This window comes from Variovorax fucosicus (assembly GCF_030316825.1).
Taxonomy (GTDB): Bacteria; Pseudomonadota; Gammaproteobacteria; order Burkholderiales; family Burkholderiaceae_C; genus Variovorax; species Variovorax fucosicus.
Genome location: NZ_JASZYU010000001.1, coordinates 432,666 through 449,355, shown reverse-complemented (window position 1 = coordinate 449,355; position 16,690 = coordinate 432,666). Strand labels below are relative to the sequence as shown.

At 67.3% G+C, this 16,690-nt stretch carries 12 protein-coding genes; 6 read left to right on the top strand and 6 right to left on the bottom strand.

The window, feature by feature from the left end:
* Positions 1–4: 4 nt before the first annotated feature.
* A complete protein-coding gene (gene paoC / locus QTI05_RS02095) occupies positions 5–2,215 on the top strand; it encodes an aldehyde oxidoreductase molybdenum-binding subunit PaoC (protein ID WP_286622729.1) in 2,211 nt (736 codons plus the stop codon).
* A gap of 40 nt (positions 2,216–2,255) precedes the next feature.
* Here the strand turns inward: paoC and QTI05_RS02090 are convergent, their stop codons facing one another.
* On the bottom strand, positions 2,256–2,675 hold the full coding sequence (locus tag QTI05_RS02090) for a hypothetical protein (RefSeq protein ID WP_286622728.1): 420 nt from the start codon (positions 2,673–2,675) through the stop codon (positions 2,256–2,258).
* A 203-nt stretch (positions 2,676–2,878) separates the two neighbouring features.
* Between QTI05_RS02090 and QTI05_RS02085 the strand changes: the two genes are divergently transcribed.
* Complete coding sequence (locus tag QTI05_RS02085; RefSeq protein WP_286622727.1) at positions 2,879–5,953, top strand: helix-turn-helix transcriptional regulator; 3,075 nt, start codon at positions 2,879–2,881, stop codon at positions 5,951–5,953.
* 7 nt (positions 5,954–5,960) lie between these two features.
* On the opposite strand, the gene QTI05_RS02080 is transcribed toward QTI05_RS02085, so the two are convergent.
* Positions 5,961–7,337: an FAD-binding oxidoreductase gene (locus tag QTI05_RS02080; protein WP_286622726.1), complete on the bottom strand. Its 1,377-nt coding sequence runs from the start codon at positions 7,335–7,337 to the stop codon at positions 5,961–5,963.
* A gap of 136 nt (positions 7,338–7,473) precedes the next feature.
* Complete coding sequence (locus tag QTI05_RS02075; protein ID WP_286622725.1) at positions 7,474–7,749, bottom strand: DUF4242 domain-containing protein; 276 nt, start codon at positions 7,747–7,749, stop codon at positions 7,474–7,476.
* A 194-nt stretch (positions 7,750–7,943) separates the two neighbouring features.
* On the opposite strand from QTI05_RS02075, the gene QTI05_RS02070 reads away from it, so the two are divergent.
* Positions 7,944–8,996 (top strand): adenosine deaminase, encoded by a 1,053-nt coding sequence (locus QTI05_RS02070; protein ID WP_286622724.1) that lies wholly within the window; start codon positions 7,944–7,946, stop codon positions 8,994–8,996.
* On the opposite strand, the gene QTI05_RS02065 is transcribed toward QTI05_RS02070, so the two are convergent.
* The gene (locus tag QTI05_RS02065) at positions 8,954–10,261 is read right to left on the bottom strand and encodes an MFS transporter (protein WP_286622723.1); all 1,308 of its coding nucleotides are present in this window, start codon (positions 10,259–10,261) and stop codon (positions 8,954–8,956) included. The two genes, QTI05_RS02070 and QTI05_RS02065, sit on opposite strands and share 43 nt — an antisense overlap.
* Positions 10,262–10,342: 81 nt before the next feature.
* Here QTI05_RS02065 and QTI05_RS02060 point away from each other — a divergent pair, with 81 nt between their 5' ends.
* From QTI05_RS02060 to QTI05_RS02050, 3 genes are all read left to right on the top strand, one after another.
* Positions 10,343–11,299 carry a LysR substrate-binding domain-containing protein gene (locus QTI05_RS02060; protein WP_286623330.1) on the top strand — a complete coding sequence of 319 codons (957 nt, stop codon included), beginning with the start codon at positions 10,343–10,345 and terminating at the stop codon, positions 11,297–11,299.
* A gap of 72 nt (positions 11,300–11,371) precedes the next feature.
* Positions 11,372–12,472: a BMP family ABC transporter substrate-binding protein gene (locus tag QTI05_RS02055; protein ID WP_286622722.1), complete on the top strand. Its 1,101-nt coding sequence runs from the start codon at positions 11,372–11,374 to the stop codon at positions 12,470–12,472.
* Positions 12,473–12,530: 58 nt separating this feature from the next.
* Positions 12,531–14,456, top strand: a complete 1,926-nt coding sequence (locus tag QTI05_RS02050; protein WP_286622721.1) for an acyl-CoA synthetase — start codon at positions 12,531–12,533, stop codon at positions 14,454–14,456.
* Positions 14,457–14,790: 334 nt separating this feature from the next.
* Here the strand turns inward: QTI05_RS02050 and QTI05_RS02045 are convergent, their stop codons facing one another.
* Entirely contained in the window at positions 14,791–15,453 is a 663-nt protein-coding gene (locus tag QTI05_RS02045; protein ID WP_286542297.1) for an acyltransferase, read from the bottom strand.
* Entirely contained in the window at positions 15,450–16,592 is a 1,143-nt protein-coding gene (locus QTI05_RS02040; protein ID WP_286657778.1) for a glycosyltransferase family 4 protein, read from the bottom strand. The genes QTI05_RS02045 and QTI05_RS02040 overlap by 4 nt, the downstream gene beginning before the upstream one ends.
* Between the last annotated feature and the right edge of the window lie 98 nt (positions 16,593–16,690).

Genomic DNA, 16,690 nt, shown 5'->3' with positions numbered 1-16,690 from the left:
CATCATGAAATTCGACACCCCCGCCACGACCAACCCGATCGACCAGCTCAAGATCATCGGCAAGCCGACGGATCGGATCGATGGGCCGGTAAAAACCACGGGCACCGCACGCTACACCTACGAACGCAACGCCGAGGCGCCCAATGCCGCCTATGGCTACGTGGTGGGCGCCGGTATCGCGAAAGGCCGCATCGCCTCGATGGATCTGAGTGCTGCCCGCGCGGCACCGGGCGTCCTGGCCATCGTCACTGCGCGCAATGCCGGCAAGCTGGGCAAGGGTGACTTCAATACGGCCAAGCTGCTGGGCGGGCCGGAGATAGACCACTACCACCAGGCCGTGGCGCTCGTCGTGGCCCATACCTTCGAGCAGGCGCGTGCTGCGGCGCAGTTGGTGCGCATCGAGTACACGCGTGCACCAGGGCGCTTCGACCTGAGCGCAGAGATGGGTGCAGCGCAGATGCCGGCAGCCAATCCGTTTGCGGGCGAGCCGCAAACGAAAACCGGAGATTTCGCGGGCGCGTTCGCGGCCGCCGCGGTGCAGTTCGATGCAACCTACACGACGCCCGACGAGTCGCACGCCATGATGGAACCGCACGCCTCGATTGCGCAGTGGCAGGGCGACAAGCTAACCATCTGGACATCGAACCAGATGATCGCCTGGGGCGTCGGCGATGTCGCCAAGACGCTCGGCATTCCCAAGGCGAATGTCCGCTTGGTCTCGCCCTTCATCGGCGGTGGCTTTGGCGGCAAGCTGTTCGTGCGAGCCGATGCGGTGCTTGCCGCGCTGGGCGCGCGGGCAGCCCGGCGGCCGGTGAAGGTTGCACTGCCGCGACCCTTGATGATGAACAACACCACGCACCGGCCGGCGACCGTCCAGCGCATCCGCATCGGCGCCGCGAGGGACGGCAAGATCACCGCCATCGCCCACGAAGGCTGGTCTGGTGACCTGCCCGGCGGACAGGCGGAGACGGCGGTCAACCAGACCCGGCTGCTGTATGCGGGCGCAAACCGTCTGACGACCACGCGACTGGCCGTACTGGACTTGCCGGAAGGCAATGCCATGCGTGCACCAGGCGAGGCGCCGGGCTTGATGGCGCTGGAGATCGCCATGGACGAGATGGCGGAGAAGCTGCGACTCGACCCGGTCGAGTTTCGCGTGCTCAACGACACACAGGTCGATCCAGAGAAGCCGGAGCGCCCCTATTCCCAACGCAAACTGATCGAATGCCTGCGCACAGGCGCCGAGCGCTTCGGCTGGAGCAAGCGCAGCGCGGCACCGGCACAGCAGCGCGACGGACGCTGGCTCGTGGGGATGGGAGTCGCCGCTGCCTTCCGCAACAACCTTGTCATGACGTCGGCCGCGCGCGTGCGGCTGGACAATCGAGGCATGGTCACGGTGGAGACCGACATGACCGATATCGGGACGGGCTCGTACACCATCATTGCGCAAACCGCTGCCGAAACCATGGGGGTGCCGCTCAACAGGGTTCTCGTGAGGCTGGGCGACTCGGCACATCCGGTCTCGGCCGGCTCCGGCGGGCAGTGGGGCGGCAACAGTTCGACCTCGGGTGTCTATGCCGCGTGCATGAAGCTGCGCGAAGCCGTGGTGAACAAATTGGGTCTTGCCCCGGCCGACGCGGAGTTCTCGGATGGCATGGTGCGTGCAGGCGGGCGTGCGGTGCCCCTGGCTGAAGCGGCAGGCGCAGGCGGCTTGGTGGCCGAGGACAGCATCGAGTTCGGCGACCTCGACAAGAAGTACCAGCAGTCCACCTTCGGTGCACATTTCGTCGAGGTCGGTGTCGACGCCGCCACCGGCGAGATCCGTGTACGGCGCATGCTTGCGGTTTGTGCTGCCGGGCGCATCCTGAATCCCAAGTCCGCCCGCAGCCAGGTGATCGGTGCCATGACGATGGGCGTCGGAGGGGCGCTGATGGAGGAGCTGGCGCTCGACAAGCGGCATGGCTTTTTCGTCAACCACGACCTGGCGGGTTACGAGGTGCCGGTGCACGCCGACATCCCCCATCAGGAGGTGATCTTCCTGGATGAGACGGATCCGATCTCATCTCCGATGAAGGCAAAGGGCGTAGGCGAACTGGGGATGTGCGGCGTGGCGGCTGCAGTAGCCAATGCCGTCTACAACGCGACCGGCGCTCGAGTGCGCAACTACCCGATCACACTTGACAAGCTACTGGATCGCTTGCCGCCGGTCGCATGAGCCGAAGGACGGCGTGGCCAGCTGGCACCCGCCGCTCGGGTCATAGAGCCAATTGCGTCAAGGCCCAGGCCACAGTACCCAACTGCACCATGTTGAGCATCATCCCGGCGATGTGAAGCTGGCGAAACCGGAAGATCGAGGTGTCGGCGGCTGGGATCGTGTGACGCAGGACGTCCATGCGCGGGATGACGATCCAGCGGCGCAGCGCGAACGCCAGGGCTGCGATGAAGCCCATACCAAAGGCGAAGGCGGGCTTGCCGCACCAGGCATAGCTGAGTGCCGCCGCGCTCGCCGTCAGCATCACGGCAACGTAGTAGACGTTGAACAGGCCCCGGATGAAGCGCGAGTCCAGCGGGGTGTCGTGCTTGAGCACCAGAAGTGGCAGCGAGCCCATCATGAAAAAACCCATCCAGACGAGCAGGATGACCGTCGTTATGAGCGCAATGACGATGGGAAGCATCTGAACCCTCTGCGAATCGGCGCTATTGCGGTTTCGCAGAAATGGGTTTTGCAGCCTCTTCCCAGTTCTCGCCGTGATCAGTCATGGCTGTACCTCGCTTGTTTCGTCATCATGCCAGTCAAACACCACTCCGGCCACGCCTCGACTCCGTCCTCTTCCCGGTGCCCGCCGTTTGACCGGGCGCGCGACGACGCAGATACTTCATGCGTGCGCTTGCACCTCCCACCCGGAGCACTGCGTTGAACGAACCTGCCGTCAGACATGGGCTCACAGCGATCCTTGCTGCTGATGCCGCCGTGTCGGCATCGGCAGCACCATACCCAGCGTCACGTCCGTCGAGTCTGTTCGTTGGCCGTCAGCAGGAAATGGGGCTCCTCACCAGCGCGCTTGCAAATGCCCGCCAGGGACGCGGGCAGGTCGTTCTGCTGGCCGGCTCGGGCGGCATCGGCAAGACGCGCCTGGTGCAGCAGATGGCCGCGCGAGCGGAGCAGGATGGCGTGTCCGTCGTGTGGGGGCGCTGTCTCGAAGAGCCCGGCGCGCCGCTGTACTGGCCGTGGCGGCAATTGATCCGCGGCTATCTGCGTCGCAGTGGCGATGCCGATCCGGCCCGGACGCTCGGCGTGGGACTGGCCGACATCGCAAGCATTGTTCCCGAGCTGGCCGCGCAGTCCTCTGCACCCCAACCCAACGCCGAAGCGGGAGACACCGCGCAGTCGCGCTTCCGCCTGTTCGACGCCGTCGCCGGGTTCTGGCGCCGCGCCGCGCAGCAAGGGCCGCAGATGCTGGTCTTCGAAGACCTGCATTGGGCCGACGCGACCTCGCTGCGCCTGTTCGCGTTCTTGGCCGCGGAGCTCGAAGACAGCGCCTTGCTGGTGGTGGGAACCTACCGGGATACCGAACTGTCGCGCCAGCATCCGCTGTTCGACACCCTGGCGGAACTCGCGCGCTCGCCGGCATTTCAGCGAGTCGAATTGACCGGTCTGAACCACCGGGAAACCGAGGAGTTCGTGGTGGGCGCCGGTGGAGGCCCTGCGAGTGCCAACTTCCTGAGTGCGATTCACGCGCGCACCGAAGGGCATCCGCTGTATCTCGAAGAGCTGCTGCGGTTGATGAAGGAGACGCGCGCGCCGCAGGCCTTGGGATCGTTCATCGACGACCCGCGCCTGCTGGTCACAATTCCGACCGGCGTGCGCGAAGTCATCGGCAAGCGGCTGAACCGCCTGTCCGTGTCGGCCGGCAGGTTGTTGTCGCTCGCTGCATGTATCGGCCGAAGTTTCGATCTGGATCTGTTGGCGCAGCTGGAGGCCGACAAGTCCGAAGACGAAGTGTTGCTGGCGCTCGAAGAAGCACTGGCCGTGCACCTGATCGAGCCGGTGCCGCAGACGCACCAGTTTCGCTTCAGCCACGCCTTGATCCGCGAGTCTGTGTATGACGAAATGCTGGGCCTGCGCCGTGCGCGCCTGCATCTTCGCATTGGAGAAATACTCGAGCGGCGTTATGGCACCGCCGACTACACGGTGTTGCCGCAGCTGGCCTACCACTTCAGCGAGGCCGGACCCGGCGGTGCAGCGGTCAAGGCGCTGGCCTATGCGAAGCAGGCGGCCGAGCACGCGGGACAACTGCTCGCCTTCGAGGAAGCCGTGCGCCTCTACCAACTGGCGCTGCAGCTGCAGCAGGCGCATTTCGCCAGCGATGCCGGCCAGCGCTGCGGCTTGCTGCTGGATCTGGGCAAAGTCGAGTTGTTGCTTGGGGCCGGTGAACAGGCACGCGCGACCTACCAGGAGGCGGCCGAACTCGCGCGCAGCCAGGGCCTCGCCGCGCTGTTTGCGCAGGCCGCCGTCGGTTTCGAAAAAAGCAGTGTCGTCGCAGCCCGGTTCGGCGAGCCGGCGGTGGTTCTGCTGCTGGAGGCGATCGCGCTGCACCAGGCGGAAGACCCGTTGCGGGTGGAACTGCTGGGCTGCCTGTGTCGGGCACATGTCTATTGCGCCCGCGCGGACGAGGCGAAAGAGGCCCACCACCGTGCCGTCGCACTCGCGCGGAAGATCGGCGACATGAGCGGGCTTCGCCTGGCCCTGGCCTCGATCGCCTCGGGCATCTACTGGCCCGGCCTGCTGCACCAGCGCCTGGCGGCCGCCCGCGAAGCGTGGGGCATCGCCGAGGCGCTGAAGCAGCCGCTGCTCAACCAGGATTTGTTGTCGTACTTCCTGCTCGATCTCATCGGCGTTGGCGACATCCGCTTGCTGACGCGCGTGAGGGAACAAGGCCTGCGCCTTTCGGAACAGTCGGGCTCGCTGCGCGACCGGGCCGTCTGCCGATGCATCGAGGCATTGGTGGCCATCAACGAAGGCCGCTTCGCCGAAGCCGAGGCCTGGGCCACCGAGGCGCTGGAACTCGGTCGGCGCGTCGCCGAGCACCTGGCGGTGGGTGCCTATGGCATGCAGATGTTCTGCCTGCGGCGCGAGCAAGGCCGGCTGCGCGAGGCACTGCCGCTGCTGCAGCACTTCGTGGGAACCACGCCCAAGGCGCAGATCTGGCAGCCCGGGCTGGCCCTCCTGTATGCAGAACTGGACATGCGGCCCGAGTGCCAGGCGCAATTCGAAAGCCTGCCCTGGAACCGGGCCCTGGCTGCGCCGACGGACGCCAGCACGATGACGATCACCATGTTCGCCGCCGAAGTCAGTGTCTACCTCGACGACGCCGAGCGAGCAGCGCTGCTGTACCCGTTGCTGAAGGGCCATGCCGGCACCAACCTCGTGGCTGATTCGGGCGGGCCTTGCCTGGGCTCGGCCGACCGGTTGCTGGGTCGATTGGCGACCGTGATGGGGCAGTGGGAAGTGGCCGAGCGCCACTTCGAAGCCGCGCTGGCGATGGATCACAGAACGGGTTGGCGCGTCTGGCTGGCGCACAGCCGCTACGCGTATGCCGTAATGCTGCAGCGGCGTGCGTCCGCCGGCGATCTCGATCGGGCACGCACGGTGCTTGCCGGCGCATTGGCCGAGAGCACCGCGCTGGGCATGGATGCCTTGACGCCGCGCATCACCGCGCTGACCGCAGCCATCGCCGCGCCGCGGCCGGCCTTCCCCTGTGGACTGACCGAGCGCGAAGTCGGCGTGCTTCGCCTGATGGCAATCGGACGCAACAACCGCGAGATCGGCCAGGTGCTGACGATCAGCCCGAACACCGTCGCCAACCACGTGCGCAGCATCCTTGAGAAGACCTACACCGCCAACCGAACCGAGGCCGCGGCCTATGCCAGCCGCGAAGGCCTGCTGAAGTAGCGTGGGGTCATTCCGGGCGGATGTTCTGGTTGACGCGGAACAGGTTGTTCGGGTCGTACTGGCGCTTGACTTTCGCCAGCCGCGGGTAGTTGTCGCGATAGGACGCGCGGATGCGCTCATCGCCTTCGTCCATCATCATGTTCACGTAGGCGCCGCCGGCCGAATACGGGTGCAATGCGTCCCAGTAGCCCTTGGTCCAGGAGCTGATCGTCGCTGCATCCTGCGGGTCGGGGCTGACGCCGACAATGACCTCGGCCCAGGTCGCGTCCCGATACGAAAACGGGGTGTCGGACGACTTGACGCGATGCGCTGCGCCGTCGATCGGGTACAGGTGCATCGTCGATTGCGGCGTTGGCATCTTTGCGCCGAAGCGCTGATGCTCGGCGATGGCAGCGTCCGACAGTTCATTGACGAAGTCGGCGCGCCAATACCACTGGTGTCCCGGCGGATACAGCGCGTCGAATGCACCTTGCAAGGCCGGGAAGGGCATCGGCTGCACACCGTGCATCAACGGCGAGCCGAACTCACGCACGGGCTTGAACGCCGCATCGGCATCTTCCGGCGCGCCCGTGTAGCACCACACCACGCCGCACACGGCCTGGCCATGCAGCGCCTGCGGAAAGGGCTCGACCGGCGGTACCGTCAGGAAGGCAAAGAAGCCATTCAGATCCTCCGGTGCGGAGACGATGAAATCGCGATACCAGCGCATGACCTCGCCGGCGCTCTCGAGCGGCCAGAAGGTCGGGCCGGCGACCACCGTGTCCACCGGATGCAGCTTGAACAGGAAGGACGTCACCACGCCGAAATTGCCGCCGCCGCCCCGCAGCGCCCAGAGCAGATCCGGGTTCGTTTCCGCGCTGGCGCGAACCAGGCTGCCATCGGCCAACACCACATCGGCTTCGAGCAGGTTGTCGACGCTCAGGCCGCATTTGCGCGTCAGGTGACCGAGGCCGCCGCCGAGCGTGAGACCGCCAACGCCGGTGGTACCGATGATGCCGCTTGGCGTGGCCATGCCGAACGCATGGGTCGCGTGGTCCACGTCGCCCCAGGTGCAGCCGCCTTCGACCCGCACGGTGCGCGCCGCCGCATCGACACGAATGCCCCTGAGGAGCGACAGGTCGATCACCAGCCCCTCGTCGCAGGTCCCGAGGCCGCCGCCGTTGTGGCCGCCGCCGCGAACGGCCAGCAGCATCGACTGTTCGCGTGCAAAGTTGACGCAGTGCATGACATCGGCGACATCGCGGCAATACACGATGAGCCTCGGATGCCGGTCGATCATCGCGTTGTAGACCTTGCGCGCGGTGTCGTAGTCGGACTCGCCGGGCTGCACGATACGGCCGCGCAGCACGGAGGAAAGTTGGGCAATTGCGTCGGGGCTCGGCATGGCGTTTCTCCTGTTGGGTGGCACGTTCGAATGAACATGAAGCCACGCCGCAGTTGTACGCACCGTTCCATTGCGGGGGAATAGTCAGTTCTGACCACTGCCGCGAAGACGGCACCGGCCGGGGCGTGGTGCCCGATCAGGCCAGCGGCGCAAGAACCCGGGGATCAGCCCCAAAGATCTGCTGCACTTCGATGATCACGTCGGCCGGCACGTTTGCACGGCGTGCCGCCTCCCGGATCGCTTCGGGATCCTTCGCTTCGTACAGGCAGTAGGTCTTGCGCTTGTCTGCACTCAGGAATGAGAACAGCCAGTTGACCCCCGTCTCGCCGTTGATCTTCGAAATCGCGGCGATGCCGTCGGCGGTGAGGTCGAGTTTTTCGGCAAAGTGGCGCTCAATCAGGAACAGCGGCATGGGAGCCTCCGCGACACCGGTGCGAGGAGCGGTACGCCATGGGGGGCCAGCGTTTATCCGGTCTTCGGCGATGTAGCTTGCCAGACAGTAGCGGAACTGCGCACGTCCGGCAACTGCCGCGAAGCCCTTCTCGTGCATCACACCGGGGTGGCTGCGCTTATGCTTTGCGGCATCACAACGCAGATTTCCCCGCCATGACCGACCACCGCCCCGCCTTCGACAGGATTTCCGCCGATCGCCTGCCCGCCCTGCTGCGCGCCATGCCCAAGGCCGAACTGCACATGCACATCGAAGGCTCGCTCGAGCCCGAGCTGATCTTCGCGCTCGCGCAGCGCAACGGCGTGACCATTCCCTACGCCGGCGTGGAGGATCTGCGCCGCGCCTACGCCTTCACCAACCTGCAGAGCTTTCTGGACATCTACTACGCCGGCGCCAGCGTGTTGCTGAAGGAGCAGGACTTCTACGACATGGCCTGGGCCTACCTCGAGCGCGCCGCGGCCGACAACGTGGTGCACTGCGAGATGTTCTTCGACCCGCAGACGCACACCGCGCGCGGCGTCGACATCAAGACGGTGATCGACGGGCTGCACCGCGCCTGCGTCGATGCCAGGGCGAAGCTCGGCCTCGGCGCCGCGCTGATCCTGTGCTTCCTGAGGCACCTGAGCGAAGAGGATGCCTTCGAGACGCTGGAGCAGGCGCTGCCGTACCGCGACAAATTCATCGGCGTCGGGCTCGATTCGAGCGAGGTCGGCAATCCGCCCGAGCGTTTTGCGCGCGTGTTCGCGCGCTGCCGCGCACTGGGCTTGCACCTGGTGGCGCACGCTGGCGAAGAGGGCCCGCCCGCGTACGTGTGGAGTGCGCTCGATGTGCTCAAGGTCGAGCGCATCGACCACGGCGTGCAGGCCACCAAGGACGCGGCATTGATGAAGCGATTGGCGCAGGACAGGATCCCGCTGACCGTCTGCCCGCTGTCCAACCTCAAGCTCTGCGTGTTCCCCGATCTGGCCCAGCACAACCTCGGCGCCTTGCTCGACGCCGGCCTGGTCGCCACGGTGAACTCCGACGACCCGGCCTACTTCGGCGGCTACATGAACGAGAACTTCGTGCAGACCTTCGCGGCCACGGGCCTCACGGCGCAGCAGGCGTGGCAGCTCGCCGCCAACAGCTTCGAGGGCAGTTTCATCGAGGCCTCGGCCAAACGCGCTTACGTCGACCGCCTCAACGCCGCGTTCGAAACCTTTGCCTGAGGTTCGGGCAGCGCGGCCTTCGGCACCAGCAGGGGCAGCGCCACCAGCGCGCAGGCGCTCGCCGCGCACCAGACCAGCGGCCAGCCCTGGAAGGCAAGCAGGTGCGGGATCGAAAACGGCGTGATGAAGCAGACGGCAAACACGCTGGTGTTGGCCATGCCGAGCGCGGTGCCGGCGCGCGCGGCACCGGCCAGCGTGGCGAGTTCGGTGTAAGCCACGCCGTGCCAGGCCGAGACGCAGATTCCGCAGGCCGCAAGCAGCCCGACCAGCAGTGCGCGCAGCGGCCATGAGCCCGCGACGTTCTCTCCGCCGCTCCAGGCGACTGCGCCGAGCCCGGCAAACAGCAGCACGCTGAGGAGCGCGCAAGCGCGCAGGTAGGCCGGCCGGTTTCGGTGGCGATCCGTCCACCGGCCGCTCCATACGCGCATCGCCATGGCGCCGGCCTGCACCACCACCATGGTCGCCGTGATCGTGGCGAGGCCCGCGTGCCCGAAGTCGTGCAGGAACACGGTGCCGAAAGACAACACCGCGAACTGCGGCGCGCACAGGATGCCGATGCCGGCCACGATGCGCCAGACGCGCGGATCGCGCAGCGGCCCTGCGCGTGCGCCGGCCGCCGCGCGCGCAGCAGGCGCCCTGTTTGCCGATGGGGGCTCGTGCACCCACGCAAGGCAGAGCAGGGCGCTCGCCGCGCACAGCGCGGCCAGCACGCCATAGAGCGCCGCAAAGCCCCAGTGCAGCGCCAGGAACGGCAACACCAGCGCGCCGATCGCGCCGCCGAGCGGAACGGCGGTCTGGCGGATGCTCATGGCGAGCCCGCGCTCGCCGTCGGCAAACCAGGTCATCACGGCGCGGCCGCTCGCGCCGTTGACGCTGCCACCCAGCAAGCCAACCAGGAGCAATCCGCCGGCCAGCCAGCTCAGCGCGGGGATGTGCTGCGCCGTCGGCGCGGCCCACAGTGCCATCGCCACCAGTGCCAGTGCGGTTGCACCCAGGCCGGTGAGCAGAACCGGCCGGTCGCCCCACCGATCGGTCAGCAGACCCCAGGGCAATTCGCTGACCGCGATGCCCAGGCCCATCAGGCCCAGCACCAGGCCGAGCGTGGCGTTGTCGAGCTGGTAGCCCGAACGCATGAGAACGGCCGTCATGGGGATGCCGCTGAAGGCGACCGAGAAAGCGGCGTTCGCCGCCACGCCGGCGGCCAGCACTTTCCAGCGGTGGCGAGGTGCGGCGACGGGAGAAAAGGCGAGGGTACTTTGCGACATGAGCGCCAGTCTCTGCGCTTGCAAGGGTTTTGAAAATCAGAAAATAATCATCTGATAGTCCCGAAAAACAGGATGATGAAGATGACCCAGGTGATGTTCGACCTCGATGTGCTGCGCAGCTTTTCCACCGGCATGGCACTCGGCAGCTATGCCCGTGCCGCCGACCGGCTCGGCCGTTCCACCTCGGCCGTGAGCGCGCAACTCAAGAAGCTCGAGGCGCAGGCCGGCACGGCGTTGTTCCGCAAGGCCGGGCGCGGGCTCGAACTCACCGACGCCGGCCAGACCATGCTGGCCTATGCGCATCGCCTGCTCGAACTCAACGACGAGGCGGCGGCAGCGATGCGCGGCGCGGATCTGCAGGGCTGGGTGCGGCTGGGCCTGCAGGAGGACTTCGGCGAAAGCCTGTTGCCGGCCGTGCTGGGCCGTTTTGCGCGCGCCCATCCCAAGGTGCGCGTCGAGGCCAGCGTGGCCCGCAGCGCAGACCTGCGGGAGCGGCTCGCGCTCGGCCGCCTCGATCTGGCGCTCGCCTGGGATGCGGGCGACAGCGCGGCCGTGCGGCAGGGCGAGCGCGTGCTCGAAGTGCCGCTGCAATGGATCGGCATGGCCGGCGATCCCGCGAACCGGCCGGCCTGGTGGCCCACGCGCGAGCAGGGCGGCTGGCGTCGTGGCGCCGAGCCGCTGCCGCTGGTGCTGCTCGATGCGCCGTGTCCGCTGCGGGAGATCGCCACCACGGCGCTCGATCGCGCGGGCATCGCCTGGCGGCACGCCTTTTCGAGCGCGAGCCTCGCGGCATTGTGGGCCGCGGCCTCGGCCGGGCTCGGCCTGACGCTGCGCACACCGATCGGCGTGCCGGCCACCGTGCAGGCGCTGGACGCGAAGGCACAGGGCCTGCCCGCGCTGCCCTCGATTGCGCTCTCGCTGTACCGCGCGCAGGCGCAGCCGGAGCCGCCGGTCGCGTTGCTGGCCGATCTGCTCATGCAGGCCATGCGGCAGGAGCAGCAGCAGGCGCGCAAGCCGGCCGCACGACGCAGCGCCTAAAATACGGCCCGCGTTGCAGGCGTCCCGGCTGCAGCGCGTTCTTTTTTTACCGGGGCCATGTAGAGGAACACCATGTACAAAAACCTCGTGGCCGCGCTTGCGGCTGCCTGTTGCTTTTCGTCGCCCGCTTTTTCACAAACCACCGCGCCCGCGACCGATCCGCTCAAGGTCGGCTTCGTCTACGTCGCGCCGCTCACCGATGCCGGCTGGGTGCGCCAGCATGAAGAAGGCCGCAAGGCCGTCGAGGCCGCATTGCCGGGCAAGGTCAAGACCACCTTCGTCGAGAACGTGCCCGAGGGTGCCGATGCCGAGCGCGTGATCCGCGATCTGGCGCAGCAGGGCAACAAGCTGATCTTCACGCCCAGCTTCGGCTACATGGAGCCGACGCTGAAGGTGGCGAAGGACTTTCCGGACGTGAAGTTCGAGTCCGTCACCGGCTACAAGACCGCGCCCAACGTGGCCGTGGCGAACGCGCGCTACTACGAAGGCCGCTACCTCGCGGGCATCGCGGCCGGCCGCATGACGAAGACGCACGTCGCGGGCTACGTCGCGGGCTTCCCGATTCCCGAGGTGCTGCAGGGCATCAACGCCTTCACGCTCGGCATGCGCTCGGTGGATCCGAAAGCGCAGGTCAAGGTGATCTGGCTCGACGCCTGGTTCGATCCGCCGAAGGAGCGCGACGCGGCCATGACGCTGTTCAACCAGGACGTCGACGTGATCGCCTTCCACACCGGCTCCACCGCCGTGATGGCCGCCGCGCAGGAACGCGGCCGGATGGCCGTGGCCTACCACTCCGACATGCGCCGTGTCGCGCCCGATGCGCAGATCGTCGCCGTAACGCACCAGTGGGGCGGCTACTACACGGAGCGCGCCCGCGCGGTGCTGGACGGTAGCTGGAAGAGCGGCTCGGTCTGGGGCGGCGTCAAGGAGGGGATGATCCGCGTCGGCGACTTCGGTTCCAAGGTGCCCAAGGCGGTGCAGGACGAGGTGCTGGCGCGCCAGCGCGACATCGCGGCCGGCAAGCTGCAGCCGTTTCGCGCGGCGGCCGATGTGCGCGACAACGAAGGCCATGTCGTGATCCCGCGTGGCACGTCGCTGACCGACGCGCAGATCCTCCAGATGAACTGGCTGGCCGAAGGCGTGCAAGGCAAGCTGGTGCGCACCGGCTCGTAGGCGACTGACCCTGGCCACGGGTGGGGGTAGCATCGACTGCGATCCCCAGGAGACTTGCATGCGCCCCGTGGCCCCGCCTTTCAAGGCATCCTTTCCCATCCGTTCCCTCGCCGACGTGCGCCGCCTCGAGGCCACGCCGCTCGAACAAGCCATCACCGCGCGCAGCACCTACGAGCTGTTCCGCAACGCGGCGGCGGCCCATGGCAATCGCACGGCGCTGACCTTCCTGCGCGACGCCGACCCTGAAACGCCACCGATCCGCTGGACATACGCGCAGTTGCTGGCCGGCATCCACCAGACCGCCAACCTGCTGCATTCGCTCGGCGTCGGCCCGCAGGACGCGGTTGCGGTGCTGCTGCCCGGTTGCCTCGAATACCACCTGGCGCTCTGGGGCGGCGAGGCGGCCGGCATCGTGCAACCACTCAACCCGCTGCTGACCGACGAAAAGCTGGTGTCGCTGATGAGCGCGGCCGGCGCCAAGGTGCTGATCGCCTACGGCTCGGACGCCGACTCCGGCATGTGGTCGAAGGCGATGCGATTGCGCGGGCAGGTGCCGTCGCTGCGCAAGGTGCTGCGCGTCGCGCCGCACGACGAGCCGGCGAATGCCGGAGGCGAACTGCCTGAGGGCATCGGCGACTTCGCCGCCCTGCGCAGGGCGCAGCCCGACGACCGTCTGGTCAGTGGTCGCGACATCGCACCCCAAGACATCGCCGCCTACTTCCATACCGGTGGCACCACCGGCGCGCCGAAGCTGGCGCGCCACAGCCACGGTGCGCAGGTGTTCACGGCCTGGGCCTGCGTCAAGCTGCAGGGGCTCACCCATGAGGATGTGACGATCAACGGCTATCCGTTGTTCCACGTCGCGGGCGTGCTGCCGGCGTCGCTGGCGGCCCTGTCGGCGGGTGTCGAAACCATCATGCCGACCACGGCGCTGCTGCGGAGCAAGGCGGTGGTCGCCAACTACTGGCGGCTGGTCGAAAAATTCCGGCCGACCTCGCTGTCGGCCGTTCCCACCGTGCTGGCGGCGCTGGCCAACGTGCCGCTGGCCGGCGCCGACATTTCTTCCATCAAGTACTGCCGCACCGGGGCTGCCGTGCTTGCGCCCGAGCTTGCGGCGCGTTTCGAGCGCCTGTTCGGCCTGCATGTGCACGAGAGCCTTGGCATGACCGAGATGGCCGGGATTTCGACCGTCACGCCGCCGGGTGTGAAAGGGCCGGCCGGCTGTGTCGGCTTCCCGCTGCCCTATTCGCAGATGCGCATCGTGGCGCTCGACGACCACGGCGGCGCCAGCGACCGCGAGCAGCCGCCAGGCGAGCACGGCATGGTGCTGTTCAAGTCGCCCAACGTGTTCTCGGGTTTTCTGGATGCCGGCGATACGGCCAAGGCGTTCACGGCCGACGGCTGGCTCGCGACCGGCGACCTTGGCTGGATCGACGGCGAAGGGAGGCTGAACCTCACGGGCCGCTCCAAGGATCTGATCATCCGCAGCGGCCACAACATCGACCCCAAGACCATCGAGGATGCGCTCGGTGCGCACCCTGCCGTGCAGCTCTGCGCCGCGGTCGGCGCGCCCGACGCCTACGCGGGTGAGCTGCCGGTGGCGTTCGCGACACTGGTGCCTGGCGCCGAGGTGACCGAGGAGGAACTGCGCGCGTTCACGGCCGGCCGTGTCGACGAGGCACCGGCCCGGCCGAAGTCGGTCACCGTGATCGAGCACATGCCGATGACGAACGTCGGCAAGATCTACAAGCCCGAACTGCGGGCGCTGGCCGCCGGCCAGGTGGCCACTGCGCTGGTGGCGCAAGGCTGCGACGAACTTGGCATCCCGCCGGCCGCACGCCCGCGCGTCGTGGCCGACGAACACCAGGGCGTGCGGGTGCTGATCGACGCTGTCGCGGCCGGCGCGCTGGCCGGGCCGTTGCAGGCAAGTCTGGAAGCCGCATTGAAGCCGCTGCCGGTCAAGACTGCGGTGCAACTGGGCTGACGCTTGGGGCTTGGGGCGGGCCGCTGGCGGTGGGTGGCCCCTTCCGCGAATGTCCCCCGGCCTGCGGCCTCCTCCTTTATTTCGCTGCAGGGGCCACCCACCACCATCGGCCTTGGGCACGCTCTGCTTGTTCAGCGCGAAACGGACACGCTGCGTCCAGGATCAGGGCGGTGGGGCACGCTGCGCAGCGAAATAAAGGAGGAGGGCGAAGCCCGGGGGACATTCGCGGAGCAGCGTGCCCCGCCGCCCTGAGCCCACCCCGGAACCGAAGCGCCCCGGAACTCGAGCGCCCAGATCACCCGCTGGATTCAGAGCTTTGAATGCAAGACCGTTGTCAGTCGACAAACCCCTCGGCGCGGTGGAAGTAGGCCGCATCGGCCGGCAATGCCTTCACGCGCACGGCCGGCTGGCCGGCGTAGAGCGCGTGTTCTTCGAGGTAAGGCTTGTTCAGCACCGCGCCGGCGCCCAGCACACACCGGTCGGGCAACACAGCGCCGCCGAGCACCGTGACGCGGGTGCCCACGAGGCAGTACGCGCCGATCGAGATCGGCTTGCAATCCTGCCGGCCGGCCACGATGTCGATGCCGTGCGTGATGATCTGCGAGTGGTAGCCCGCCACCGTGCTGAACGCGCCGATCTCGACCCGGTCGGTGCAGTCGATGATGTGCGATTTGGTGATAGCCGCATGCGCGCCGAGCAGCAGCGCCGGATCGCGTGCGGTGCGGTGCGTGAAGTGCGCGCCGTCCGGCGCATGGCCGGTGATCCAGTTGCCGCGTTCGATGATCGAGTGTTCGCCGCATTCGAGCCGGCCGAGGTGGATCGCGACGTTGAAATGCCCGATCCGGGCACCGGAGCCCATCTCCAGCTGGCCCGGAAAGATGTACGAGAGCCCGATGCGCGCATCGTCGGCAATCCGATAGCCCCACACGCGGCGCAGCAGCCAGCGCTTGAGCGGCCAGGGCAGCAGCACCACCGCCAGCGACAGCAGCTTTCTCACGCGCGTTGCCGGGCTTCGATGACCCGGCGATAGGTTTCGATGTAGCCGAGAGCCATGCGTTCCGAGGAATAGAGCGCGGCATTCGCGAGGCCGAGCTTGCGCATCTCGCCCAGCCGTGGTGTGGCCTGCTCGATCGCTGTCGCAAACGCCGAAGCGTCGAGCGGGTCGACATACACCGCGCCTTCGCCGCCGATCTCGTTCATCGGCGCGAGATCGGACGTGAACACGGGGCAGCCACAAGCCTGCGCCTCGATGACCGGCCAGCCGAAGCCCTCCTGCAGCGAGGGAAACAGGAGGGCCGTGGCGCTCGCATAGAGCGCGCACAACTCGTCGTGCGACACATCGCGAATCACCAGGATCTGCTCGAGCACACCGTTTGCGCGCGCCAGTTCGGCCATCTCCGCCGACAAATCCGGCCCGACGAACAGGAGCTTGTCCGCGACGGGCGAGCGACCGCCGGCCGCCGCTCGCTGCTGCAGTTCAATGAAAGCCTTGAGCGCGGCCATGCGGTTCTTGCGCGCCAGATCCCAACCGATGTGCATGAAGTAGCGGTCCTGCACGGTGAGGCCGAAGCGCTCGATCAGCGGCGCGGCCTGTTCGGGGGACACCACGGTGAAGTCCGCGTTGAGGCCGTTGAGCACCACGCTGGCCTTCTTTTCGTTGACCAGTTCCAGCTCGAGCAGGTGGCGCCGCGTCAGGTGCGAAACGCAGGTCACCAGGTCGGTGCGCTGCAACCCCTGAGAGATCAGCCGCTGGAAAAGCCGACCGGTTCGGCCAACGCTCCAGCCGTCGACCATGCCCAGCGCGGCCTGGATCGCGATCACGTCGTGGCAGGTCACGATGTTCGGCTTGCCGACCACGCGCGGCACGTACATCGCATTGGAATGGTCGGTCACGTGCACCACATCGGCCCACCGCACGTGCCGCCAGAGCGTCAATGGGAAGAAGACGAACTTGTCGATGTAGCCCACCCATTTGCGCAGGCGCTTCGGATAGGGCAGGCGCAGCGCCAGCGGTTTGGCCGTCACCAGCCGGACATTGCAGCCGAGGCGGGCAAGTTCGCGCTCGATCACGGCCTGGAACAGCAGCATGCTGGTCTGCCCGTCCATTGGCAGGTTGCCTATTAAAAGCACTTTCATCGATGCGTAGAGTCCGTGGAAAGAAGATGCAGCGTCAAAGGAAGATTCCGATGGACGCACGGGCGCGCGCTATGGAACTGGATAGCAATTATCGTGAC

Coding starts and splice junctions, on each gene's coding strand:
- paoC (WP_286622729.1), top strand. CDS start 5: ATGAAATTCGACACCCCCGCCACGACCAACCCGATCGACCAGCTCAAG.
- QTI05_RS02090 (WP_286622728.1), bottom strand. CDS start 2,675: ATGCTTCCCATCGTCATTGCGCTCATAACGACGGTCATCCTGCTCGTC.
- QTI05_RS02085 (WP_286622727.1), top strand. CDS start 2,879: ATGCGTGCGCTTGCACCTCCCACCCGGAGCACTGCGTTGAACGAACCT.
- QTI05_RS02080 (WP_286622726.1), bottom strand. CDS start 7,337: ATGCCGAGCCCCGACGCAATTGCCCAACTTTCCTCCGTGCTGCGCGGC.
- QTI05_RS02075 (WP_286622725.1), bottom strand. CDS start 7,749: ATGCCGCTGTTCCTGATTGAGCGCCACTTTGCCGAAAAACTCGACCTC.
- QTI05_RS02070 (WP_286622724.1), top strand. CDS start 7,944: ATGACCGACCACCGCCCCGCCTTCGACAGGATTTCCGCCGATCGCCTG.
- QTI05_RS02065 (WP_286622723.1), bottom strand. CDS start 10,261: ATGTCGCAAAGTACCCTCGCCTTTTCTCCCGTCGCCGCACCTCGCCAC.
- QTI05_RS02060 (WP_286623330.1), top strand. CDS start 10,343: ATGACCCAGGTGATGTTCGACCTCGATGTGCTGCGCAGCTTTTCCACC.
- QTI05_RS02055 (WP_286622722.1), top strand. CDS start 11,372: ATGTACAAAAACCTCGTGGCCGCGCTTGCGGCTGCCTGTTGCTTTTCG.
- QTI05_RS02050 (WP_286622721.1), top strand. CDS start 12,531: ATGCGCCCCGTGGCCCCGCCTTTCAAGGCATCCTTTCCCATCCGTTCC.
- QTI05_RS02040 (WP_286657778.1), bottom strand. CDS start 16,592: ATGAAAGTGCTTTTAATAGGCAACCTGCCAATGGACGGGCAGACCAGC.